General features: G+C 67.9%; 20 protein-coding genes and 1 other RNA gene. 11 read left to right on the forward strand and 10 right to left on the reverse strand.

Going from position 1 to position 21930, the window contains the following annotated elements; all coding sequences use genetic code 11:
• Positions 1–63 precede the first annotated feature (63 nt).
• The 4 genes from BHE97_RS10205 (at position 64) to BHE97_RS10220 (ending at position 3370) form a co-directional block, all read left to right on the forward strand.
• Positions 64–684: a TetR/AcrR family transcriptional regulator gene (locus BHE97_RS10205; RefSeq protein WP_087623930.1), complete on the forward strand. Its 621-nt coding sequence runs from the start codon at positions 64–66 to the stop codon at positions 682–684.
• Between the two features lie 139 nt (positions 685–823).
• Entirely contained in the window at positions 824–1948 is a 1125-nt protein-coding gene (locus BHE97_RS10210; RefSeq protein ID WP_087623931.1) for a Nif3-like dinuclear metal center hexameric protein, read from the forward strand.
• A 40-nt stretch (positions 1949–1988) separates the two neighbouring features.
• The gene (locus BHE97_RS10215) at positions 1989–2702 is read left to right on the forward strand and encodes a C4-type zinc ribbon domain-containing protein (RefSeq protein ID WP_236757632.1); all 714 of its coding nucleotides are present in this window, start codon (positions 1989–1991) and stop codon (positions 2700–2702) included.
• Positions 2699–3370, forward strand: a complete 672-nt coding sequence (locus BHE97_RS10220) for a histidine phosphatase family protein (RefSeq protein ID WP_236757633.1) — start codon at positions 2699–2701, stop codon at positions 3368–3370. Before BHE97_RS10215 ends, BHE97_RS10220 begins: the two co-directional genes overlap by 4 nt.
• A gap of 9 nt (positions 3371–3379) precedes the next feature.
• Here BHE97_RS10220 and BHE97_RS10225 read toward each other — a convergent pair whose 3' ends face one another.
• Together BHE97_RS10225 and BHE97_RS10230 are read right to left on the reverse strand one after the other, a co-directional pair.
• Positions 3380–4138, reverse strand: coding sequence for a peroxide stress protein YaaA (locus BHE97_RS10225; RefSeq protein ID WP_087623934.1), 759 nt, complete (start codon positions 4136–4138; stop codon positions 3380–3382).
• Positions 4139–4280: 142 nt separating this feature from the next.
• On the reverse strand, positions 4281–4862 hold the full coding sequence (locus BHE97_RS10230; RefSeq protein WP_087623935.1) for a TMEM165/GDT1 family protein: 582 nt from the start codon (positions 4860–4862) through the stop codon (positions 4281–4283).
• A gap of 254 nt (positions 4863–5116) precedes the next feature.
• Between BHE97_RS10230 and rnpB the strand changes: the two genes are divergently transcribed.
• Both rnpB and BHE97_RS10240 read left to right on the forward strand, forming a co-directional pair.
• Positions 5117–5504, forward strand: an RNA gene (gene rnpB / locus BHE97_RS10235) — RNase P RNA component class A.
• 184 nt (positions 5505–5688) lie between these two features.
• Positions 5689–6525, forward strand: coding sequence for an aldo/keto reductase (locus BHE97_RS10240; RefSeq protein WP_087623936.1), 837 nt, complete (start codon positions 5689–5691; stop codon positions 6523–6525).
• A gap of 17 nt (positions 6526–6542) precedes the next feature.
• On the opposite strand, the gene map is transcribed toward BHE97_RS10240, so the two are convergent.
• Positions 6543–7388, reverse strand: a complete 846-nt coding sequence (gene map, locus BHE97_RS10245; RefSeq protein ID WP_087623937.1) for a type I methionyl aminopeptidase — start codon at positions 7386–7388, stop codon at positions 6543–6545.
• 64 nt (positions 7389–7452) lie between these two features.
• Between map and BHE97_RS10250 the strand changes: the two genes are divergently transcribed.
• Together BHE97_RS10250 and BHE97_RS10255 are read left to right on the forward strand one after the other, a co-directional pair.
• Positions 7453–8265, forward strand: a complete 813-nt coding sequence (locus BHE97_RS10250; protein ID WP_087623938.1) for an ion transporter — start codon at positions 7453–7455, stop codon at positions 8263–8265.
• Positions 8266–8269: 4 nt separating this feature from the next.
• Positions 8270–8464 (forward strand): hypothetical protein, encoded by a 195-nt coding sequence (locus BHE97_RS10255; RefSeq protein ID WP_087623939.1) that lies wholly within the window; start codon positions 8270–8272, stop codon positions 8462–8464.
• A gap of 82 nt (positions 8465–8546) precedes the next feature.
• Here the strand turns inward: BHE97_RS10255 and panB are convergent, their stop codons facing one another.
• Together panB and BHE97_RS10265 are read right to left on the reverse strand one after the other, a co-directional pair.
• Positions 8547–9416 (reverse strand): 3-methyl-2-oxobutanoate hydroxymethyltransferase, encoded by an 870-nt coding sequence (gene panB, locus BHE97_RS10260; RefSeq protein ID WP_087623940.1) that lies wholly within the window; start codon positions 9414–9416, stop codon positions 8547–8549.
• 52 nt (positions 9417–9468) lie between these two features.
• Positions 9469–11235, reverse strand: a complete 1767-nt coding sequence (locus BHE97_RS10265; protein ID WP_087623941.1) for an NAD+ synthase — start codon at positions 11233–11235, stop codon at positions 9469–9471.
• 212 nt (positions 11236–11447) lie between these two features.
• Between BHE97_RS10265 and BHE97_RS10270 the strand changes: the two genes are divergently transcribed.
• Genes BHE97_RS10270 through BHE97_RS10280 form a run of 3 tightly spaced genes read left to right on the forward strand, consistent with a single transcriptional unit; the run spans position 11448 to position 16101 of the window.
• Positions 11448–12785, forward strand: a complete 1338-nt coding sequence (locus BHE97_RS10270; protein ID WP_087623942.1) for a glutamine synthetase family protein — start codon at positions 11448–11450, stop codon at positions 12783–12785.
• Positions 12782–15694, forward strand: a complete 2913-nt coding sequence (locus tag BHE97_RS10275) for a bifunctional [glutamine synthetase] adenylyltransferase/[glutamine synthetase]-adenylyl-L-tyrosine phosphorylase (RefSeq protein WP_236757634.1) — start codon at positions 12782–12784, stop codon at positions 15692–15694. The genes BHE97_RS10270 and BHE97_RS10275 overlap by 4 nt, the downstream gene beginning before the upstream one ends.
• Entirely contained in the window at positions 15691–16101 is a 411-nt protein-coding gene (locus BHE97_RS10280) for a PaaI family thioesterase (RefSeq protein WP_236757635.1), read from the forward strand. Before BHE97_RS10275 ends, BHE97_RS10280 begins: the two co-directional genes overlap by 4 nt.
• A 146-nt stretch (positions 16102–16247) precedes the next feature.
• On the opposite strand, the gene BHE97_RS10285 is transcribed toward BHE97_RS10280, so the two are convergent.
• Genes BHE97_RS10285 through BHE97_RS10305 form a run of 5 tightly spaced genes read right to left on the reverse strand, consistent with a single transcriptional unit; the run spans position 16248 to position 21924 of the window.
• Complete coding sequence (locus BHE97_RS10285) at positions 16248–17474, reverse strand: cyclopropane-fatty-acyl-phospholipid synthase family protein (RefSeq protein ID WP_087623944.1); 1227 nt, start codon at positions 17472–17474, stop codon at positions 16248–16250.
• Positions 17471–18217 (reverse strand): DUF1365 domain-containing protein, encoded by a 747-nt coding sequence (locus tag BHE97_RS10290; RefSeq protein WP_087623945.1) that lies wholly within the window; start codon positions 18215–18217, stop codon positions 17471–17473. Before BHE97_RS10290 ends, BHE97_RS10285 begins: the two co-directional genes overlap by 4 nt.
• A complete protein-coding gene (locus BHE97_RS10295; RefSeq protein WP_236757636.1) occupies positions 18214–19494 on the reverse strand; it encodes an FAD-dependent oxidoreductase in 1281 nt (426 codons plus the stop codon). Before BHE97_RS10295 ends, BHE97_RS10290 begins: the two co-directional genes overlap by 4 nt.
• Positions 19491–20822 carry an acyl-CoA desaturase gene (locus BHE97_RS10300; protein ID WP_087623947.1) on the reverse strand — a complete coding sequence of 444 codons (1332 nt, stop codon included), beginning with the start codon at positions 20820–20822 and terminating at the stop codon, positions 19491–19493. Before BHE97_RS10300 ends, BHE97_RS10295 begins: the two co-directional genes overlap by 4 nt.
• Positions 20823–20832: 10 nt before the next feature.
• Positions 20833–21924 (reverse strand): ferredoxin reductase, encoded by a 1092-nt coding sequence (locus BHE97_RS10305; protein WP_087623948.1) that lies wholly within the window; start codon positions 21922–21924, stop codon positions 20833–20835.
• Positions 21925–21930: the final 6 nt, after the last annotated feature.

A 21930-nucleotide genomic window follows, 5' to 3' on the forward strand; every position in this document is an offset into this window, starting at 1 on the left:
CGGCTACGCTCGTCTTGCCGCGGAGACGCACCGTGCCCGGGGCAGTGGGAAGGGGAGCACCTCATGGCGGTTCACGACGGCACCCGACGTCGGGCCACGACCCGTGCGCGTCTGTTGGACGCCGCCCGGGAGGTCCTGGCGGAGACGGGAATCCAGGGTGCGACCGTCGAGCAGATCTGCGAGCGCGCCGGGTTCACCCGCGGTGCCTTCTACTCCAACTACGACTCCAAGGACGAGCTGGTCGTCGACCTGTTCAACCGTGAGAAGGAGCGGATGGTGCAGGCCCTGCGCGGAGCGGTCGACGATGAGCTGCGGCACGGTGATCTCGGTTCCATCGCCCAGGTGCTGGAGCGCTTCACCGCGGTCGAGCCGATCGACCGCACGTGGTTCCTCGTGCATCACGAGTTCGTCATCCACGCCGTGCGGCACCGGCGGATCGCGGACGCCTATGTGGAGCTGTGGGAGCAGACCCACGAGGAGTTCGCCGAGATCATCGCGATGGCATGCGAGGGTCTCGGACGCCGTCTGACCATCGATCTGCGGGCAGCCACCCGCCTGGTGCTCGGTCTGTTCGACACCTCGTTGCGCGATACCTTCGTCCGCGATGACGCGCCCGTGGCGGATCTGAGCATCCTTCAGGAGCAGATCCCCGCACTCGTCCAGTCGCTCAGCGAACCCCTCTGAGCCTCCGGCTCCCAGATGTGGCTGGTTGTGGCCGTCGGGAAGCGGGTGAGACGGGCCATAACCGGCCACAAGCCGGATGGAGTCGGGTGGGGACCAGATGGCGAGATGGGGCCACCCGGACGTCGCCTAGAGTGGCCGCGTGCCTACTCTGCGAGAAGTCGTCGCCGTCCTCGACCAGCTCTATGATCCGTCGTGGGCGGACGACTGGGACGCCGTCGGCACCGTCGCCGGCGACCCGGAGGCGGAGATCAGCACCATCCTGTTCGCCGTCGATCCGGTCCAGGCGGTCGCCGACGAGGCCGTGCTCGTGGGAGCCGATCTCATCGTCACGCATCACCCGCTCTACCTGAAGGGCACCACGTCCGTCGCCGCGACCGACCCCAAGGGGCGCGTGATTCACACGCTGCTCAGCAACGGCATCGCGCTGCACACATGCCACACCAATGCCGACTCACCGCCCCTCGGCGTGTCCGAGGCGATGGCCGAGGCGATCGGTCTGGGCGACATCCGTCCCCTCGAGGACGATCTCGACCCAGGGCCGGACAAGTGGGTGGTCTTCGTCCCGGTCGACGTCGCCGACGAGGTCGCCGCCGCGATGCACGATGCCGGAGCCGGGCGCATCGGCGACTACGACCGTGCTCAGTTCCAGTCGCGGGGCATGGGATCCTTCCGCCCTCTCGACGGCGCGACGCCGGCGATCGGCGAGGTCGGCGCGGTCGAGTACGTCGATGAGGTCCGTATCGAGATGGTGGCTCCGCGACGGCTCCGCGAGCAGGTGCGCCGAGCGATGACGGAGGCCCACCCCTATGAGGAGGTCGCCTACGACCTCATCGAGACGGCAGCGTCGCCCAGCGACCGGGGGAGCGGGCGCATCGGCGTCATCGCCGAGCCGGTGACCTTGTGGACCTTCGCCGAGCAGGTCAAGGCTGCGCTCCCGCGTCACTCGGGAGCCACCCGCATCGCCGGCGAACTGGACCGGGAGGTGCGCACGGTCGCCCTTTGCGGAGGATCGGGCGATTTTCTGTTGGCGCGGGCCGATGCCGTGGGAGCCGATGTATACGTCACCTCGGACCTGCGTCATCACCCCGTGAGCGAGCATTCCGAGCGCCCGGGGGCATGCGCGGTGATCGATGTGCCGCACTGGGCGGCCGAATGGACCTGGCTGCCGGTGGCCGCGCGCGAGGTTCGAGCCCGTTTGGGCGGTACGGTGGAGACCCACGTCTCGACCATCGTGACTGATCCGTGGTCCGCCACGCTGAGCTGAGGAGCACCCGCTGAAAGCTGAACCGTCCGCCCAGCAGACCTTGCTCGATCTGCAGGCCAAGGACTCTGTCATCGCCCAGTTGAACCATCGCCGGGTCGCGCTGCCCGAGAACGCCCGCATCGGCGAGCTCGAAGCGGAGATCGCGACCCTCGACGGCCGCCGGATCGAGGCCTCCACGCGGGTATCCGATCTCGAACGCGAGCAGAAGCAGGCCGACCAAGACGTGGAGCTCGTCAAGACCCGCCGGGCCCGCAATGAGGAGCGGCTGAACTCCGGTGCCGTGACCAATCCCAAGGACCTCGAGAGCCTGCAGCATGAGATCGTCGCGCTCGACCGGCGGATCGGCACCCTCGAGGACGCCGAGCTCGAGGTCATGGAGTCGCTCGAGGAGGCCCAGGGTCAGTTCGACGAGGTCGTCGCCGCACTCGATGAGCTGCGAGCGCAGCATGACGAGGTCGCCGCGCGACGCGACGCGGCGCTCGCGGAGATCGACGCCGAGCTGTCGGATGCTGAGGCGGGGCGAGGCGCCCTCGCCGCCCGGGTACCCGATGACTTGCTCGCGTTGTACGAGAAGCTGCGGGCCAACCAGGGCGGGGTCGGCGCCGCGTTGCTGCGCGCCAAGCGCTGCGAGGGATGCCGTCTGGAGCTCAACGGCGCCGACCTGCGTGAGCTGTCGCAGGCCCCGGACGATGAAGTGCTGCGCTGCCCCGAGTGCAGCCGCATCCTGGTGCGCACCTCCGAGTCGGGGTTGTGACCGGCGAGGTCGACACCGCCCAGCAGGCGCCGGCCCAGGGATGGGGATCGGCGTCCACCCGGGCCACGACGCTGATCCTGGTGCGGCACGGAGTCACGAGCTTGACGGAGCGCAAGGCGTTCAGCGGCAGCGGGGGTGACGATCCCGAGCTGACCGAGGCAGGACATGCGCAGGCGCGACGCGCGGCCGATTGGCTCGCCGACAGGGGAGATGTCAGCGCCGTCGTGAGTTCGCCTCTGCGGCGGACGCGGCAGACGGCCGGTCACCTGGCCGAACGGCTCGGGGTCGAGCCCTCGGTCGACGACGGGGTGAACGAGACCTCCTTCGGGGACTGGGACGGTCACACCTTCGCCGAGATCCGCGAGCGCTGGCCCGAGGAGCTGTCCTCGTGGCTCGCGTCGACGGCGGTGGCGCCGCCCGGCGGCGAGTCCTTCGATGTCGTGGCCGCGCGCGTACGGGGGGCGCGGGAGGGACTGCTGGAGCGGTTCGACGGCCGGACGGTCGCGGTGGTCACGCATGTCACGCCGATCAAGCTGCTGGTGGCCGAGGCGCTGGGCGCCCCGGTGTCCTCGATCTACGCGATGGAGCTCGCTCCCGCGTCGATCAGCACGGTGGCGTGGTGGCCGGACGGCAACGCGAGCCTCCGGGCCTTCAACCTCGTCCCGTGAGGGGGCGAGTCAGAGCTCGGTGACGACGAGGTCGAGTCGAGCGCCGTCGACCTCCACCGTCCAGCCCAGATCACGTAGCGCTGCGGCGAGGTCCTCAGGATCCTTCGCGTCGACGTCCTCGGCCAGCACCTGGCGGACCACGCGGCCCTTGGTGGCCTTGTTGAAGTGACTGACGACGCGGCGTTCGCCGTCCTTCTCGTGCAGCACGCGCATCGTCGCGGAGGCGAGGGAGGCCCCGGGCTTGCCGAGGTTGACGTAACCGCCCGATCGCAGATCAACCACCAGCCGGCCCTCGGCGAGCTCCTCGATCGCGGCGGGGAGCAGCGGCTTCCAGCGGGACGCGACGGTCCCGAGGCGGGGAAGCGAGACGCCCGCCGACAGCCGGTAGGCCGGGATCGAGTCACCGGGGCGGACGAGGCCGAAGAGCGCCGACGCGATCGCGAGGGTCTGGTCGGCCCGGGAACGTTCGTCGTCGGTGAAGGAGGCGGGGTCGAGGTGCTCGAACAGCACGCCGGTGTAGACGGCGTCGGCCCGAGCCGTCGGCTCCTCGAAAAGGGTGGCGTTGCGGGCCACGGCATCGGCCTGGGTCGCACCGAGTCCGAGCACTTCCATCGCCCGCTGCTCGCGCCCGGAGCAGAGCCGCACCAGCGCCTTGAGCAGTTGCTCGCGCTGCCGGTTCAGCTGCGGCAGGGAGAGCGCGGTCAGATCCAGCGGTGTGCCATCGACCGGGCGGGTCTTGCCCTCGGACGGCGGAAGGAGGATCAGCACCCTGCGAGCCTACCGATCGTCGCGACCGCCCCACCCGGTGGCGGTGGCTGGTCAACCTCTCGCGACCGTGGGCGGTGGGTCACGCACCTCTCGCGGCCGTGGAGAGGTGCCTATCTCACCGCCCTGTGAGGAAGCCGAGCATTCAGACGGCCTGGACGCCTTCGATGATCAGGATGACGGCGAAGATCGCGAAGGCGGCCGCCGCACCGTACTTGATGAACTTCTCCGGCAGACGCTTGCCGAGCAGGAAGCCGACGACGATGGCGAGGGCATCGGCTGCGACCATGCCGACCGTGCTGCCGATCCATACGCCGAACCAGTCCTCCCGGACCGCGAGGGTGATGGTAGCGAGCATCGTCTTGTCGCCGAGCTCGGCGAGGAAGAAGGCGATACCCACCGCGACCAGCGCCTTGCCGGTGCTCGTGCGGGCCTTGTCGGCCTCGTCCTCGGTCAGCTCATCGCCGCGCAGGGTCCAGAGCGCGAAGCCGATGAAGGCGATGCCCGCGGCGATCGAGATCCAGCCCTGGTAGTCCGAGAAAGCCTCACCGACCCAGTAGCCGATGGCCACGGATGCCAGGTGCACGATCGCGGTGGCGGCGGTGATGCCGATGAGCACATCGCGCGCCCGGTACCGGGAGGCGAAGGTCATGGCCATCAGTTGGCTCTTGTCGCCCAACTCGGCCACGAAGATCACCACGGTGCTGAGCACCAGTGCTTCCCACATGTAAAAAAAGCTCCTCGTCCGGGTCCGGACGAAGAGCCGTGTTCGACGAGTCCTCGACCGGACTCGTGAATACAACGATCCGGTCGAAAGTCTCATCCGCCAGTGATCTGGCCCGCTGCACCGGACCGGCCGGAGCCGTTCAGTATGTCGACGCAGCGATTGGGGACTACTCCCTTTCGACTCATGAGCCTATCAGCGTACTGGGCCGCGGTGCATCGTGATCTGGGTCGCACGAGTACGATCGAAGTCGCGAATGAGCCGGCCGGGCGGCCGCGGCATCGGCGACGATGTCGAGGAAAGTCCGGACTCCACAGGGCACGGTGGTGGCTAACGGCCACCCACGGCGACGTGCGGGACAGTGCCACAGAAAGCAGACCGCCAGCGGCCCTCGTCGATGACGAGGGTGCGGGTAAGGGTGAAACGGTGAGGTAAGAGCTCACCAGCGCGGCGGGTGACCGTCGTGGCTCGGTAAACCCCACCGGGAGCAAGACCAAGAGGGCCTTCGGGCCTGCGCTGATGGGCGGCCCGTCCGATGTCAGCGGGTAGGTCGCACCGAGGTGCGCAGCGATGCGCATCCCAGATGGATGGTCGCCCCTCGCCTCCGGGTGAGGACAGAATCCGGCTTATAGGCCGGCTCATTCGCCCCATGCCCGATGGGACCGCTGCCGAGGATGACCGCTTCCGGCAGCGCCGCCCACCCACCCGGTTCACGTGACCGAATACCGGACCATCGGGCATCACTGCTGAGCTATTCCCGCGATGCTCCGCGAGAAAGGTCACCACCGAGCGACGCGTCGCGGACCCGAGCGCGCGCTAGCGTCGCAATATGGCTTCTGTACCCAGCATCACTCTCAACAACGGTGTCGAGATCCCGCAGCTCGGGTTCGGCACCTATCAGGTCCCGCCCGGGGACACCAAGCACCGCGTGCTCGATGCCTTCGAGGCCGGTTACCGCCATATCGACACCGCGCAGATGTACGGCAACGAGCAGGGTGTCGGAGAGGCCCTCGCCGCGTCCGGCCTGTCCCGCGACGACGTCTTCGTCACCAGTAAGCTCAACAACAACAATCACGAGCCCGAGCGGGTCCACGCCTCGCTCGACGAATCCCTGGAGAAGCTCGGCCTCGAACGCCTCGACCTCTTCCTCATCCACTGGCCGCTCCCGGGTATCGACATCGACTTCGTCGATACCTGGAAGGCAATGGAGGAGGTGTACCGGGCCGGCAAGACGCGGGCCATCGGCGTCTCCAACTTCCAGGCCCACCATCTGCGTCGGCTGATCAGCGAGACCACGATCGTCCCGGCGGTCAACCAGATCGAGGTGCATCCCTTCCTCACCCAGGACGATCTGCGTGCCGTCAACGCCCAGCACGAGGTCGCCACGGAGGCGTGGTCGCCGCTGGCCCAGGGTCAGGTCTTCGAGAACGAGGCGATCGCGGCGATCTCCGAGAGCCTCGGGCGGGCTCCCGCCCAGGTCGTGCTCCGGTGGGCGATCCAGCGCGGCGATATCGTCTTCCCGAAGGCATCATCGCCCGAGCGCCTCGCGGAGAACTTCGATCTCTTCGGCTTCGAGCTCTCCGATGCGGACATGGCGTCGATCTCGGCCCTCAATGAGGACCGTCGCGTCGGTCCCGACCCCGACACCTTCAACCACGTCCCGTAAGAGGCCTCTCGCCAGACTCAGGGCAGGGTGAGGATCTCTGCGCCCTCGTCGGTGACGAGGAGGGTGTGCTCGAACTGGGCGGTGCGGCGGCGGTCGCGGGTGACTGCGGTCCACCCGTCGTCCCAGAGATCCCACTCGATGGTCCCGAGGGTCAGCATCGGCTCGATCGTGAACGTCATGCCCGGGACGATCAGGGTGTCGGCGCTCGGGTCGTCATAGTGCGGCACGATGAGACCGTCATGGAAGGCGGGGCCCACCCCGTGCCCGGTGAAGTCGCGCACCACGCCGTACCCGAATCGGCGCGCGTACGCCTCGATCACGCGGCCGATCACATTGAGCTGACGCCCCGGACGCACGGCATTGATGGCGCGCCGCAGCGATTCGCGGGTGCGCTCCACCAGCAGCCGCGATTCCTCGTCGACGTCCCCGACGAGGTACGTCTTATTGGTGTCTCCGTGGACCCCGCCGATATAGGCCGTGATGTCGATATTGACGATGTCACCGTCGGCGAGCGGACGGTCATCGGGGATCCCGTGGCAGATGACCTCATTGACGCTGCTGCACAGGCTCTTGGGATAGCCGCGGTAGCCGAGGGTCGAGGGATAGGCGCCGTGGTCGAGCAGAAACTCGTGCCCGACCCGGTCCAGCTCATCGGTGCTCACACCCGGTGCGATCGCGGCCTCGACCGCGTCGAGCGCCTGGGCGGCGATCCTGCCCGCGACGCGCATGGCCTCGATGGTCGCGGTGTCGCGCACCGATGGACCCCGATAGGGCAGGGGAGCGGTCTGACCGACGTATTCGGGTCGGTCGATGGCGGAGGGGACACGTCGTTCGGGAGCGACGATGCCGGGTGAGACGAGCACCGGGCGATTCTAGCGTTCGCCGCATCGGCGACAATGGTCCGCGATCGCCGACGAAAGGTCCCGCATGTCCCTGGCAGCGAGCCGCACCGGACGCGAGCGAGTGCGCGATCTTGTGGACTCCCCGTCGTTCCAGCGTGTGATCGTCGTGCTGATCGTCCTGAACGCCGCCGCCCTGGGCTTGGAGACCTCTCCGGCGATCATGGAGCGCTGGGGCAACGTCGTCGACAGCGTCGCCTGGTTGACCGTCGGCGTCTTCGTCGTCGAGATCGGCCTGCGGATCTTCGCCCACCGGGCCGATTTCTTCCGCGATCCGTGGAGCCTGTTCGACCTCTTCGTCGTGGCGATCGCGCTGATCCCGGACTCCGGGGCCTTCGGCGTCCTGCGCGTGCTGCGGGTCCTCCGCGTCCTGCGCTTGCTGTCGACCGTGCGATCGATGAGACGTGTCGTCGGCGCCCTGATCGCGACCATCCCGGGCATGCTGTCGGTCGGGACGCTGCTGGTCATGATCCTCTACATCGCGGCCGTGATGGCCACCCAGATGTTCGGCGGTGTCGCGCCCGAGGCCTTCGGGTCGCTGCCGCGGGCACTGGTGTCGATGTTCCAGATCATGACGGTCGACAACTGGACCGTGGTGATCGGACCGGTGGTCGAGGTGCACCCCTGGGCCTGGCTCTTCTTCATCGGCTATCTGCTGATCACGGCCTATGTGGTGCTGAACCTGTTCATCGCCGTCGCCGTGGAGGCCCTGGACCACCAGCACGGGGACGAGCCCGATGAGACGGCGATGGCGATCACCGAGCTCCGCGACGAGGTCCGCCGCCTGCGTGAGCGACTCGAATCCTCGTCCGGCGACCGTACCGACGATGCGGCACGATGAGCCTATGAACGACGTGAAGCCCCAGTACTACTACTGCGTCAAGCACCATCGGGTCGAGGGCGAGGAGGGTTGCCGCGCGATCGACCGGCTCGGCCCCTACGACACGCGCGAAGAGGCCGAGCGCGCCCTCGAGACCGCTGAAGCCCGCAACGAGGAGTGGGACAACGACCCGGTCTGGAACGACCCCGAGGACGACTGACCCCTCCGGCCAACTCTTGCCGGGCTATGGCCCTTTTTCATGTCTTCAGAGGGCCACAGCCCGGCAAGAGTTGGGGCTGAGGTCAGCTGTCGAAGGAGTGCTCGGCAGCCGGGAACGTGCCGTCGGCGACATCGGCCGCATAGGCGCGGGCGGCCTCCAGCATCACGCCGTGCAGATCGGCGTACTTCTTGACGAAACGCGGTGCGCGCCCGGTGTTGAGCCCCATCGCGTCCTGCCAGACGAGGACCTGCGCATCGCAACCCGCTCCGGCACCGATGCCGATTGTGGGGATCGTGAGCTCAGCGGTGACCTGCTGGGCGATCGGGGCGGGCACCATCTCCATGACCACCGAGAAGGCCCCGGCCTCCTGAACGGCCCTCGCGTCCGCGAGCAGCCGTTCGGCGGCTTCCCCACGGCCCTGGACCCGATAGCCGCCGAGCGCGTGCTCAGACTGCGGGGTGAACCCGATGTGGGCCATGACCGGGACGCCACCTTGCGTCAGCTTGGCGATCTGCGGGGCCATCTCCGCGCCGCCCTCGAGCTTGACCGCCTGCACACCGGCCTCCTTCAGAAACCGGACCGCGGTGTCATAGGCCTGCTCGGGGGAGCGCTGGAAGGACCCGAAGGGCAGATCGCCGACGACGAGGGCCCTCGGGGCGGACCGGGCCACGGCACGGGCGAGCGGGATCAGCTCGTCGACCGTCACCGGCAGCGACGTGGGATTGGCGAAGACATTGTTGGACGCCGAGTCTCCGACGAGGAGCACGGGGATGCCCGCCTCGTCGAAGACGCTCGCCGCGCCCTGGTCGTAGGCGGTGAGCATCGCCCAGCGGTGTCCTTCGGCCTTCCACTTCTGCAGATGGTGCGTGCGCACCTTCTTGACCGACGGGTCGGTGGTGGGGCCGCCGCCGTAAGGTGACGGTTCCTCGGCAGGGGTCGGTGCAGTGTTCATGTGACTATCTCCTTCTCGCGGCCCCGGGTGGGGTCCACGGACGAGATTCAGACTACAAGTCCTCCCGCCACCGGTTGGTGATGGGGACGCGCCGGTCGCGACCGAAGTTGCGGCGGCTGATCTTCGGTCCCGGCGGGTACTGACGCCGCTTGTACTCGGCCCGATCCACCAGCGTCACCACACGCTGCACGAGCTCGGGTGCGAAGCCCTCCGCCACCACGGCGCCCGTTCCGAGGTCGCGCTCGACGTACGCGTCCAAGATGGCGTCAAGCACGTCGTACTCGGGCAGCGAGTCGGTGTCGAGCTGACCGGGGCGCAGCTCGGCCGAGGGGGGCTTGCTGATGACGCTCTCCGGGATCGGAGGGGTCTCACCACGCGACTCGGCGTAGGCATTGCGCCACCTCGACACCTCCCAGACGAGGGTTTTGGGCAGGTCCTTGATCGGCGCGTAGCCGCCGACCGCGTCGCCGTAGATGGTCGAGTAGCCGGTCGCCAGCTCCGACTTGTTGCCGCAGGCCAGCACCAGGTGGCCGTGCTGATTGGACAACCCCATCCAGATGACCGCGCGGATGCGCGCCTGCAGGTTCTCCTCGGCGAGGCCGTCGAGGTGCAGCGCCTCCTGGTAGGCATCGAAGATCGGCGCGATGGCGACGGTGTCGAGGGAGAGACCGGTACGGCGGGCGAGCTCCTCGGCATCGGACCGTGAGTGATCGGTCGACCACTCACTGGGATTGGAGACGCCGAAGACGCGTTCCGGCCCCAGGGCGTCGACGGCGATCACTCCCACCAGGGTGGAGTCGATACCGCCCGACAGTCCCATCAGCACTGAATCGAAGCCGTTCTTCTCGACATAGTCGCGCAGGCCGAGCACGATCGCCCGGTAGCGCTCGCCGAGGTCGTCCCATCGTTCGGCGACGGTCGGCGTGAGCGACTCATAGGGAGCGACCGGCTCGCTGCCGATGACGGAGCGCTCGACCAGTAGGCCGTGGAAGCGAGTGCCCGGATCGGGCATCGGTGCGGTGGCCGCCGGGAGATCGAGGTCCACGACGAGCAGCTCGGACTCGAACTGCGCCGCGCGGGCCACGAGCTCACCGCGCGCGTCGACCACGAGCGAGTCGCCGTCGAAGACCAGCTCGTCCTGTCCGCCGACGAGGTTCACATAAGCCAGCGCGCACTCACCCTCGCGGGCGCGACGTGCGCACAGGTCGAGTCGTGCATCGTCCTTCGCCGCCTCATAGGGCGAGCCGTTGAGCACGACGAGCAGTCCGGCCTCGGCGGCCTTCGCCGCGGCGGACGGACCGTCCTGCCAGATGTCCTCGCAGATCGCGAGCGCGATGTCGACGCCCCCCACCTGGACGATCTGGGTTTCGTCGCCTGGCACGAAGTTGCGAAACTCGTCGAACACGCCGTAGTTGGGCAGATGGTGCTTGTCGTACCGGGTCACGATCCGTCCGCCGGTGATGACCGAGGCGGAGTTGGTCGGGGCGTTCTTCGGGATGCCGAGCCGATCGGGCATCGCCTCCAGCTCACGCGGCTTGGCGCTGTCGAGATGGCCGAGGATGACGACCAGCTCGCCGAGTCCTTGCTGGGCGAGACGTCCGGGGAGCGCGGCGAGGGCCTCCTGCGAGCGATGGATGAAGGAGAGCCGGCCCGCGAGGTCCTCGACCGGGTAGCCGGTGAGCACCATCTCGGGGAAGACCACGACATGCGCACCGCGCTCGGCGGCCTGCCGCGCGGTGCTCATGATGATCTCGGCATTGCCGTCGATATCGCCGACGGTGGGGTTGACCTGGGCGAGGGCGAGACGCAGTTGGGGCACGGCACCAGCCTAGGGCTCAACCAGCGACGGCGGTGACCTACGCACCTAAACCCAAGGGGGGTGGTGACCTGTGCACGTCTCGAGCGCAGTGAGGGGTGTCTACCACACCACCGCCCGCGGGAGGGGTGCGTAAGTCACCGCTTTCCCGGTGAAGAGTGGATGCGGGTGTCGGCCGCGCGCCCGAGGGCCATCGGCACCCCTAGACTGGCCGCATGGGTAAGCAGGAGGAGTTCGTACTGCGGGCGCTCGAAGAGCGCGACGTGCGATTCGTGCGCTTGTGGTTCACCGATGTGCTCGGCTCGCTCAAGTCGGTGGCGATCGCGCCGGCGGAGCTGGAGGGCGCCTTCGGGGAGGGCATCGGCTTCGATGGCTCGGCGATCGAGGGATTCGCTCGCGTGCACGAGGCCGACATGCTCGCCAAGCCCGATCCGTCGACCTTCCAGATCCTGCCGTGGCGTGGTGAGACCCCCGCCACTGCCCGCATGTTCTGCGACATCCTGATGCCGGACGGCAGCTCGTCCTATGCCGATCCGCGCCATGTGCTCAAGCGGGCGCTCGGCAAGGCGGCTGATGCCGGGTTCACCTTCTACACCCACCCCGAGATCGAGTTCTTCCTGCTCAAGGGCAAGCCCGGCCGCGGCGAGCAGCCGGTGCCCGTCGACGACAGCGGGTACTTCGACCACACCGCGCAGGGGGGCGGCCAGGATTTCCGCCGCGAGGTCATCACGATGCTCGAGTCGATGGGCATCTCCGTCGAGTTCAGCCACCACGAGGGCGGCCCGGGTCAGCAGGAGATCGACCTGCGATACGCCGACGCGCTCTCGACCGCCGACAACATCATGACCTTCCGAACCGTCGTGCGGGAGGTCGCGCTGAGTCAGGGCAAGTGGGCCTCATTCATGCCCAAGCCCTTCTCCGAACATCCCGGCTCGGGCATGCACACCCACGTGTCGCTCTTCGAGGGCGATGAGAACGCGTTCTACGAGGCGGGTGCCGAATACCAGCTGAGCAAGACCGGCCGCCAGTTCATCGCGGGGGTCCTCGAGCACACCCCCGAGATCACCGCCGTCACCAACCAGTGGGTCAACTCCTATAAGCGCCTGGCGTGGGGCGGTGAGGCGCCGAGCTACGTGTGCTGGGGCCACAACAACCGGTCCGCACTCATCCGCGTGCCGATGTATAAGCCGCACAAGAGCGGATCGGCCCGCATCGAGCTGCGGGCCGTCGACTCGGCCTGCAACCCCTATCTCGCCTTCGCGCTGATCCTCGCCGCCGGGCTCAAGGGCATCGAGGGCGGCTATGAGCTGCCGCCAGAGGCCGAGGACAATGTTTGGTCGCTCAGCGAGAACGAGCGCAAGGCACTCGGGATCTCGCCGCTGCCGCGCAATCTCGATGAGGCGATCCGTGTCATGGAGACGAGCGAGCTGGTCGCCGAGACCCTCGGCGAGCACGTCTTCGACTTCTTCCTGCGCAACAAGCGCGCCGAATGGCAGGACTACCGGTCCCAGGTCACCCAGTTCGAGATCGACCGACTCATGCCGATCGTGTGACCGGGGCCGTGGAACTGTCTCGACTCGGATTCCGTTCGCCGGAGGCGGCCGCCGCGCGGCTGGCGGAGATCGACGGGTGCCCCGACGATCTGGTCGAGCAGATCGCCCGGGTCGCCGACCCGGATATCTGCCTGGCCTCGCTCGCCCGGATCGCCGAGCACTGCGACGGAGGAGCCGCGGCTCTGCTCGAGCAGCTGCGGGCCGACGAAGAACTGCAGCTCCGGCTGCTGGTCGTGCTCGGGACGAGCGAGGCGCTCGGCGACTTCCTGGCGCGCCACCCCGAGCACATCGCCGATCTCGCCGAGGGCGAGCTGCTGACCCGGCCGGCCACAGTGGAGGAGTACCGCACCTGGATGCGCCGGGCCGCGGATGCCGATGAGTTGCGGGTCCAATATCACCGGGCGCTGCTGCGGATCGCCGCGCGGGATCTGACGGCGCTCACCAGCTTCGTCGAGTCCTCGGGGGAGCTCGCGGACCTCGCCATCGCCACCCTCGACGGTGCGCTGGCGATCGTCCAGGGCGAGGAGGAGAAGTCCGAGCTGACCCGGTTATCCATCATGGCGATGGGCAAAACCGGCGGACACGAGCTCAACTACGTCAGCGATGTCGACGTCATCTTCGTCTACGAGGCCGCCGAAGGTGCCGACGACAATGCCGCGCTCGTCGTGGCCACCCGGATGGCCTCGGCGGTCATGCGGATGTGCCGCGAGCACACGCGCGAAGGCACCATCTGGGAGGTCGACGCCGACCTGCGTCCCGAGGGCAAGAACGGTCCGCTCGTGCGCTCGCTGGGCAGTCATGTCGCCTACTACGAGAAGTGGGCCAGCACCTGGGAGTTCCAGGCCCTGCTCAAGGCTCGCTACGCGGCCGGGGATGCCGAGCTGGCCCAGCGTTATCTCGATGAGCTCGAACCGATGGTCTGGTTCGCCAGCACACGGCCGAATTTCGTCTCCGATGTCCGCTCGATGCGCAAGCGCGTCATCGACAACATCCCCCACACCGAGCGCGAGCGGCAGCTCAAGCTCGGTCGCGGGGGATTGCGCGATGTCGAGTTCGCCGTGCAGATGCTGCAGCTGGTGCACGGCCGCGCCGACCCGTCGGTACGCGACCGCACCACCGTCCTGGCGCTGCACGCGCTCACCGAGGGCGGCTACGTGGGCCGGCGCGACGGCGCGGCGCTCGAGGAGGCCTACGAGTTCCTGCGCACGTTGGAGCATCGCATCCAGCTCTTCCGGCTCAAGCGCACGCACATCGTGCCCGAGGACACCGAGGATCTGCGCCGGATCGGGCGCAGTATGGGATACCGGCAGAATCCGGTCGACAACCTGACCAAGGAATGGCAGGCCCACCGCCGGGTCGTCAGCCGCCTGCACGAGAAGCTCTTCTACCGTCCGCTGCTCGACGCGGTGGCGAGCCTGCCCATCGAGGGTCTGCGCCTGACTCCCTTGGCCGCCGAGCAGCGGCTGGCGGCGCTCGGCTTCGCCGATCCAGCGGGGGCCATGAAGCACATCGAGGCGCTCACCTCCGGGGTGTCGCGACGGGCGGCGATCCAGCAGTCCCTGCTGCCGGCCATGCTCTCGTGGTTCGCCGAGTCCCCGGATCCCGACTCGGGGCTGCTCGCCTTCCGGTCGATCTCCGAGGAGCTCGGCGAGTCGCACTGGTATCTGCGCAAGCTCCGCGACGAAGGCGTGGCCGCCGAGCAGCTCGCCACCCTGTTGTCGTCGAGCACCTATGTCACCCAGCTCATCACGCGGGCTCCGGATGTCGTCGCCCTCCTCGGCGACGACAGCGAGCTCGTGCCGCACGATCTGGACCGGTTGTCCACCGAGATGGCCCTCGCCGCCAAGCGGCACGATGTCCCCGATGACGCCATCAAGGCGATCCGACGAGTGCGGCGCCGCGAGCTCGCGCGGGTGTCGATGGCCGATGTGCTCGGCATGCTCGATGTCGTGGAGGTGGGCGAGGCGCTCACCGCCATCAACACGGCCACACTGCAGGCGGCGCTCGACGTGGCGATGGCGGCCTATGAACAGCAGAAGGGCCCGGTGACGGTCCGGATGGCGGTCGTCCTGATGGGCCGTCTCGGCGGTTTCGAGGCGGGCTACGGCTCGGATGCCGATGTCATGTTCGTGCACGAGCCATTGGAGGGCGCCGCGGATGCCGATGCGATCGCGTGTGCCACCTGGGTCGCCCAGACCCTGCGACAGCAGCTGGCGGTGGCCGGCGCGGAGCCGCCTCTGCAGGTCGACGCCGACCTGCGGCCGGAGGGGAAGAACGGTCCGCTGGCGCGGTCCCTGGCCTCCTATGCCGCCTACTACGCCAAGTGGTCGGACACCTGGGAGGCCCAGGCGCTGCTGCGTGCCACCGCGGGTGTCGGCGATGCGGATCTGTGCCGTCGTTTCACTGAGCTGATCGACCCCCTGCGGTATCCCGAGGAGGGCCTCAGCGAGCGCGAGGTGCGCGAGATCCGCCGGATCAAGGCGCGGGTGGATGCCGAGCGGCTGCCGCGCGGAGCGAATCCGAACACGCACCTGAAGCTCGGCCGCGGTGGCCTCGCCGATATCGAGTGGACGGCTCAGCTCCTGCAGCTCGAGCACGCGGGTCGCCTGCCGTCGTTGCGGACGACGCGCACGATCACGGCGATCGACGCGGCCGCGGAGGAGGGCCTGCTGGAGCGTGAGGACGCGGACACGCTCATCGAGGCATGGACGATGGTCAGCCGGATCCGCAACGGCGTCGTGCTCATGCGCGCCAAGGGGGCCGAGTCGATGGTCGAGGCCAATGACGACCGTGCCCGGTTGGCTCACCTCATCGGCGACGGCGCGGACCGTTCCGAGGAGCTTGTCGATCAGTACCGCAAGATCACACGGCGGGCCCGCAAGATCGTGGAGAGGGTGTTCTGGGAGTGAGCTCGATCGATGCCGAGACCGCGCGGCAGGTGTTGGACGCACAGCCCTTCAGCCGGATGCTGGGCACGCGGCTCGCCGCGGTGTCCGATACGACCGTGACGCTCGAACTCGAGCCCAGCGAGGATCTGCTGCAGCAGTATGGCTTCGTGCATGGCGGGGTGCTGGCCTATCTCGCCGACAACGCGCTCACCTATGCCGGTGCGCTCGGTCTCGGACCGAGTGTCCTGACCAGCGGCATGTCCCTCGACTACGTGGCGCCGGCTCGCGCGGAGGGTGTGCTGCGCGCGGTCGGCACGTTGGTGACCTCCGGCCGTACGAAGGCGACGGTGCGCTGCGACATCACCCAGGGCGATCGCCTCATCGCCACCGCCCTCGGCACCATCCTCGCCACGCGCCGTGAGGACTGACCGAGGGTCGGCCGAGCCTCGGGACTGATGGCGATGCATTACGGCGGCTAGAGCAGCCACCGTGCATCATCATGGGTGCGGACCCGCTCGACAGTTGATGCATTCAGGTCGTCGTAGCAGCCCTTATGCATCAGCGTCCCTTCTCTTCAGCGCTGGAAGGTGAGCTGGCGGACGTCGAGATAGCCGCTGGCGAAACCCGCCTCGGAGTAGGCGAGGTAGAACTCCCACATCCGGCGGAAGGTCTCGTCGAAGCCGTCGGAGCGGATCGTGTCCCAGTTGGCCGTGAAGCGCTCGCGCCAGAGCCGCAGGGTGCGGGCGTAGTCGGGTTGCAGGCTGTGCTGGGTGACCAGACGCAGACCCGTCTGCTGGTCGGTGATCTGCTCGATGGCCTCCACCGAGGGGATCAGACCTCCGGGGAACACATATTTCTGGATCCAGCCGAAGGAACGCCGGGTCGCGAGCATGCGGTGGTGCGGCATGAGGATCGCCTGGATCGCGACTCGTCCGCCCGGCGCCAACCGCTCATCGAGCGTTTGGAAATAGGTCGGCCAGTACTCCTCGCCGACGGCCTCGATCATCTCCACGCTGACGATCGCGTCATAGGCGCCCTCGACCTCGCGGTAGTCCTGGATGCGCACCTCGACCCGATCGGACAACCCGGCCGCGGCGATACGCTGCCGCGCCAGCTCGGCCTGCTCGTGACTCAGGGTGATCGTCGTGACGCTGGCCCCGCGTCGAGCGGCCCGGATCGCCAACGCGCCCCAGCCGCTGCCGATCTCGAGCACGCGTGAGTCCGCCTGGACGCCGGCCGCGTCGAGGATGCGCTCGATCTTGCGCTCCTGCGCCTCCTCGAGGGTCTCACCGGGGCGATCGAACCAGGCGGCGGAGTACGACATCGTCGAGTCGAGGAAGTGCTCGAAGAGGTGATTGGAGAGATCGTAGTGGGCCTCGATATTGCTCCGTGATCCGGTGGTCGTGTTGCGCTGCTGCTCGGGCAGGTTCTCATCCACGAAACGACGGAAGCGCTGCAACCATCCCGGCACGAGACGGGTCAGACGGCTGGCGAAGGGTGTGAGGAGGTCGCCCAGGTCGGTGCCTGGACCGCTCGTCCAGTCTCCGGCCATGTACGCCTCGCCGAGACCGATCTTGGTGTCCGCCCCGAGCCGTGCGAACAAGGCATCCGGCCGGACGACGCGCAGCTCGGGAGAGCCGGCGGTGCCCGCACCCCAGGCCGTGCCATCGGGGAAGCTGACGCGCACCGGAAGCCGGCTCACGGAGGTTCGCAGGATCGCGCGCGCGGCAGCGGCACGTACGGGCGCCTTGGGGATCCGCGAGAGCGCGGGAAAGCGCGGGCCGACAGTGATCGCAGTCATGAGACGACCTCCTGATGTGATTCGTGGTCTCGCGTCGGACGCGGGACGATAGGGAGACGTTTGAGCCACAGCATGATGCCGTGGACCCGGATGAGGGCACTGACGCGCCAGGTCATGAGGGGATAAGCGAGTGCTGTTCGGAGCAACTCACCGGGCGTGTAGGGGCGCAGGCTGCCGTGGAAGCCCGCGCTGAACGGAGGCTCGCCGTCGCGGTGCAGGGTGATGGTGGTCGTGACCGTCGTCGGGCCGATGCGGCAGCGGACGTCGTAGCGTCCCTCCAGATCGTAGAAGGGGGACACGTAGAAGTCCTTCTCCACCTCGGCGCGCCCCTTCTCATCGGGGAAGAGCACATAGGCATGGCGCTCGCCGTAGGTGTTGTGCACCTCGGCGACGATGCAGCGGACCGTCTGGGAGGAACGGTCGATCACCCAGTAGACCGACAAGGGATTGAACACGTGTCCGAGCGAGCGGGCGGCCGCGAGCATGAGAATGCGGTCGTCCTCGGCATCGACCCCGCGCTCGGCCAGCAGCGATCGAATATTGGCGGCGATCGTCGACGAGGGATCCCCGATGTGGTCACGGGTCCGGAAGGACGCGAGGGGGCGCAGCCAGCGAGGCAGACGCGGCAGTTCGTCGACATCGACGAGCCACTGGTACACCCGGTGTCGTAGCACATGCCGGCGCGGGGCACGGCGCACGTGGCTGACCTGCCCGATGACGAGAGCAGGAGCCGATCCGCTCACCAGGTCACCCCCAGCTGCTCGGCGGCTGCCACACCGGAGCGGCAGCCGTCCTCGTGGAATCCCCAGCCGTGGTACGCCCCGGCATAGGCGGTCACCGGGGTGGACAAGTCGCTCAACCGGGCCTGGGCAGCGACGGAGGCCGGCGTGTAGACCGGATGCGTGTACGTCATCCGTGCGATGGCCGATCCCGGCGCTGGGCGGGTGCCGTCATTGAGCGTGACGAGATACGGACGCCTCTCATCGATCCCCTGCAGACGATTCATCCAGTAGGTGACGACCGGTGGGTGGTCCCCGCCCGCACATCCGTCCATCCGGTAGTTCCATGCCGATCGTGCGTCCCGGGCCTCGGGCAGGACCGAGGGGTCGCGGTGCAGCGTCACCTCGTTGCGCGAATAGCCGAAGGCGCCGAGCACGTCCTTTTCCTCGGGGCTGGGGTCGGCCAGCAGGCTCAAGGCGTCATCGGCATGGGTGGCAATGACGACGTGGTCGACGTGTTCGACGCCGTGGTCGGTGGTGAGGTCGGCGCCACCCTGCGGTGGGCGGGCGATGGCGCGGACAGGCGTGCCGACGACGCAGTCCTCCAGCCGAGCGGTGATCGCATCGACATAGGTGACGGAGCCGCCCTCGACGGTGAACCACTGCGGCGAGTCCTTCAACGACAGGAATCCGTGGTGGCGCAGGAAGGTGAAGAGGTAACGGGCCGGATAGTCCAGCGCAGTCGCCGTGCCCGAGGACCAGACGCAGGCCACCACGGGAATCGCGTAGTGCTGGACGAAGTGGTCGCCGAAATCGTGCCGGTCCAGGAACTCACCGTAGGTGAGGTCGTCCTCGGCAGCGAGGAGCGCCAAGGCCGCGCGCTGGAACCGTTTGACGTCCAGCAGCATCCGGGCGAAGCGTGGGTCGGCGATCCGCCAGCGCTGAGCGAGAATCCCGCGAGCCCCGCGGCCGCCGGCGTACTCCAGCCCGCAGCCCTCGCAGCGGATGCTCATCGACATCTCGGTGGGACGGACCGCGACCCCCAGTTCGGCGAAGAGCCTTCGCAGCAGCGGATAGGTGCGGTCATTGTGGACGATGAAACCGGTATCGACGCGGTCCTCGCCCACGGTATGCGTGTGGGCGTGCCCGCCGAGGCGGTCGTCGGCCTCGTAGAGGGTCACCGCGTACTGTTCGCGGAGCAGATAGGCGGCCGTCAGCCCGGATATCCCTGCGCCGACGACAGCGACCGTCTCCTTGCTCATATCGGGAGTTCGGAGACGGTCGCTGTGCGGATGGGTCACACGGTCAAGTGTTCCCGATCGGCCTGTTCTGCGCGCGCTGCGGCGGCGGCACGCTTCGCGCGACGCAGGGCCTTGGACTCCGGGGAGTTGCCGACCTTGTACGGATCATCGGGCTTGCGAGAGAGCGTGTGCAGCTGGCGCGCCACGCTCCCGAGCTGGCGGCTGAGCCGCCCGGTGTTGTAGCGCAGGCCGTACTTCTCGACGAGCCGCTGGACGTCCACCGAGACCTCGCGGTAACGGCGGGCGGGGATGTCGGGGAACAGGTGATGCTCGATCTGGTGGCTCAGGTTGCCGGTCAGCACGTGGAAGAGGGGAGTGCCCGAGATATTCGCCGAGCCGAGGATCTGGCGCAGGTACCACTGGCCACGGCTCTCGTTCTTGGCGTCCTCCTCCTGGAAGGTCTCCACCTCGGCGGGGAAGTGACCGCAGAAGATGACCAGGAAGGTCCAGATGTTGCGGATGATGTTGGCGACCACATTGGCACCCAGCACCGCGAGCGGCACCCACCAGGCGGTGACGAAGGCCAGCGGCAGGGACAGCATCGGGAAGAGGACATAGTCCTTGAGCACCTGACGGCGGATCTTGGCGTAGGCGCGCTTCTTGCGGGCCTGGAAGTCCTTCTTGGAGATCCGGCCGGCGAGGTACTCGTCGAGTTCCACGCCGTGGTACATGACTCCCCACTCGAAGACGAGCATGAGGATGAAGGCCAGCGGCAGATTGAAGCGGTGGCTGGGGTACCAGGGCTGATCGGCATCGATGCGGAACATGTTGTAACCGATGTCCCGGTCCATGCCGTGGATATTCGTGTACGTGTGGTGGATGTAGTTGTGGCCGTGCTTCCACTCGCTCGCGGGGGCCACGTTGTCCCACTCGTAGCGCTTGCCGTCGACCAGCGGATCGTTCATCCAGTCGTACTGGCCGTGCATGACATTGTGGCCGATCTCCATGTTCTCGATGATCTTGGCCAGGCCGAGCAGCACGATGCCGGTGACGAGCAGGCCGACCCACGCGGCGGTGGCGACCGGGAGCAGTAGCGGGAAGGAGAAGAGCGTGATCCGGCCGAGGACCTCGAAGGACCGCTGGATCTTGATCACGCGACGGATGTAGTCGGCATCGGTCTGCCCGAGGTCGTCGAGCACCCGCTGGCGGACCTCGTCGAGCTCGCGGCCGAACTCCTCGAGCTGTTCGTAGGACATGTAGTCCAGGCCGATGGTCGAGGGGCGGGTGGGGTCGTCCTCGGCGACCAGCGGCACGGGGGCGCGGTTGTGGTCGCTGGCGCTGAGCGGCTCGATCGGAGCGGGCTTGGAGCGACGTCGGAGCAGTTTCATCGGGTTCCTCTCACAGATCGACGGTGACATCGCCGACGGGGATCTGGACACAGACCTTGATGGTCTCGTCGGTGTCGGCGCAGATCTCGCCACTGATGACATGGCGGACGGCGCCGTGCAGCTTCTTGACCGCGCAGGTGTTGCAGACACCCATGCGACAGCCGTAGGCGGGGGACAGGCCGGCTGTCTCGGCCTGTTCCAGGATCGTGGCACCGGAGTTCTCGGCGCTGGTGCCGCTCGCCTCGAAAGTGACCTCGCCGGTGGCGTCGGCGGCGTCGAGGTCGACGGCGGGGACCTTGAAGTACTCCATCCGGAGCTGGTCGCTCGCGCCCAGCTCGGTGTAGGTGTCCCGGACTGTGGCGATGAGCCCGGCCGGACCACAGACATAGGTCAGGGTGTCGGTGGGTTCGATGCCGAGGTGCTTGAGATGGTCGATCGTGAACCGCCCGGTGAGCTCGGCTCCGGCTTCCGGCTCACGTGTGTAGATGCGGACCATGCGGACGTTGCGGGCGCCTGCGAGACGGTCGAGCTCATCGCTGAACATCTCATCGTCGCGGGAGCGGGCGTAGTGCACGAAGACGATCTCACCGTCGTGCTCACGGTCGATCAGGGTCTTGAGCATGCTCATGACCGGGGTGATGCCGGACCCGCCGCTGACCAGCAGGATGCGCTCCGGCACCTTCTCGGGAAGGATGAACTCGCCTTGGGCCTGGGACATGTAGATGATCGTGCGGTCGGCGAGCCGGCCGTCGTGCAGGAACTGCGAGACGAAGCCATCGGGATGAGCCTTGACCGACACGCTGATGAGTCCGTCGCGGCGTTCGGCCGAGTCGGAGAGCGAGAAGCAGCGGACCCGACGGGTGCCATCGACCTCGACGCCGAACTCGACGTGCTGGCCTGGGACGAAGCCCTTCCAGGCGCCGTTGGGGCGCAGCCAGACGGTGCTGGCGGAACCGGTCTCGGCCTCGACCCGGACGACGCGCGCTCGCACGGCATCGGCCGTCCACATCGGGTGGAGGTACTCGAGATAGTGGTCGACGGTGTGCGGCGACGTCAGACGCGCGACCGGCGCTGAGGCCAGGATGCGACGGACGGCTCCCACGGCGAC

Origin of the sequence: Aeromicrobium sp. PE09-221 (genome assembly GCF_002174305.1) — a bacterium.
Lineage (GTDB): Bacteria > Actinomycetota > Actinomycetes > Propionibacteriales > Nocardioidaceae > Aeromicrobium.

Bases quoted from the DNA above. Each gene is read 5' to 3' on its own strand.
- BHE97_RS10205 (WP_087623930.1), top strand. From the start codon at position 64: ATGGCGGTTCACGACGGCACCCGACGTCGGGCCACGACCCGTGCGCGT.
- BHE97_RS10230 (WP_087623935.1), bottom strand. From the start codon at position 4,862: ATGTGGGAAGCACTGGTGCTCAGCACCGTGGTGATCTTCGTGGCCGAG.
- BHE97_RS10240 (WP_087623936.1), top strand. From the start codon at position 5,689: ATGGCTTCTGTACCCAGCATCACTCTCAACAACGGTGTCGAGATCCCG.
- BHE97_RS10250 (WP_087623938.1), top strand. From the start codon at position 7,453: ATGTCCCTGGCAGCGAGCCGCACCGGACGCGAGCGAGTGCGCGATCTT.
- BHE97_RS10255 (WP_087623939.1), top strand. From the start codon at position 8,270: ATGAACGACGTGAAGCCCCAGTACTACTACTGCGTCAAGCACCATCGG.
- panB (WP_087623940.1), bottom strand. From the start codon at position 9,416: ATGAACACTGCACCGACCCCTGCCGAGGAACCGTCACCTTACGGCGGC.
- BHE97_RS10270 (WP_087623942.1), top strand. From the start codon at position 11,448: ATGGGTAAGCAGGAGGAGTTCGTACTGCGGGCGCTCGAAGAGCGCGAC.
- BHE97_RS10285 (WP_087623944.1), bottom strand. From the start codon at position 17,474: ATGACTGCGATCACTGTCGGCCCGCGCTTTCCCGCGCTCTCGCGGATC.
- BHE97_RS10300 (WP_087623947.1), bottom strand. From the start codon at position 20,822: ATGAAACTGCTCCGACGTCGCTCCAAGCCCGCTCCGATCGAGCCGCTC.